The sequence below is a fragment of the Mycobacterium simulans genome, assembly GCF_900232995.1.
GTDB classification, from domain to species: Bacteria; Actinomycetota; Actinomycetes; order Mycobacteriales; family Mycobacteriaceae; genus Mycobacterium; species Mycobacterium simulans.
This window is the reverse complement of record NZ_OCVX01000081.1, coordinates 1-1,009: the sequence shown is the minus strand read 5'-3', so window position 1 is coordinate 1,009 and position 1,009 is coordinate 1. Positions and strand designations below refer to the sequence as shown.

General features: G+C 70.2%; 1 protein-coding gene. It reads right to left on the bottom strand.

Annotated elements, in window-relative coordinates; genetic code table 11:
- Positions 1-1,009, bottom strand: a 1,009-nt coding sequence (locus MSIMFI_RS27305) for a hypothetical protein (protein WP_191500041.1), incomplete at both ends; no start/stop codon positions are given.

Genomic DNA, 1,009 nt, shown 5'->3' with positions numbered 1-1,009 from the left:
GCGTTGAAGGCGGCGCTGAGGGCGGGCAGGGTGGCCCCGAAGGCCCCCGAGAGTGCGGCATTGAGTTGGGCGGCCAGGCCGGGCAGCGCCGCGCTGAAGCTGGCGGCGAGGTTTTGGCTGGCGTTGATCAGCGCGGTCAGCGCCGCTTGGAAGGCTGGGGCGCCGCTCAAAGCGGCGTTGAGGGCGGCCTGGAACGCCGCATTCAATCCGCTCAGGCTGATCTGTATGGCCGGCAAGTTGCCGGACAGGACGGCGTTGATGGTCGCGCTGAGGGCCGCGCTCAGGGCGGGCAGGGTGGCCCCGAAGGCCCCCGAGAGTGCGGCATTGAGTTGGGCGGCCAGGCCGGGCAGCGCCGCGGTGAAGCTGGCGGCGAGGTTTTGGCTGGCGTTGATCAGCGCGGTCAGCGCCGCTTGGAAGGCTGGGGCGCCGCTCAAAGCGGCGTTGAGGGCGGCCTGCAAGGCCGCATTCAATCCGCTCAGGCTGATCTGTATGGCCGGCAGGCTGCCCGACAGCGCGGCGTTTATGGTCGCGCTGAACGCCGCATTCAAGGCGGACAGCGTGGCCCCGAAGCTGCCCGACAAGGCTGCGGTAATGGCGGGGAAAGCTGCGCTGAAGTTGGCGACTAGGTTTTGGCTGGCGCTTATCAGTGCGGTCAGCGCCGCTTGGAAGGCTGGGGCGCTGGCCAGGGCGGCGTTGAGGGCGGCCTGGAAGGCCGCATTGAGCCCCGGCAGGCTGGCCTGGAGAGCGGACAGGCCGCCGGACAGGACGGCGTTGAGGGTGGCGTTGAAGGCGGCGCTGAGGGCGGGCAGGGTGGCCCCGAAGGCCCCCGAGAGCGCGGCATTGAGTTGGGCGGCCAGGCCGGGCAGCGCCGCGCTGAAGCTCGCGGCGAGGTTTTGGCTGGCGTTGATCAGCGCGGTTAGCGCCGCTTGCAGGGCTGGGGCGCCGCTCAAAGCGGCGTTGAGGGCGGCCTGGAACGCCGCATTCAATCCGCTCAGGCTGATCTGTATGG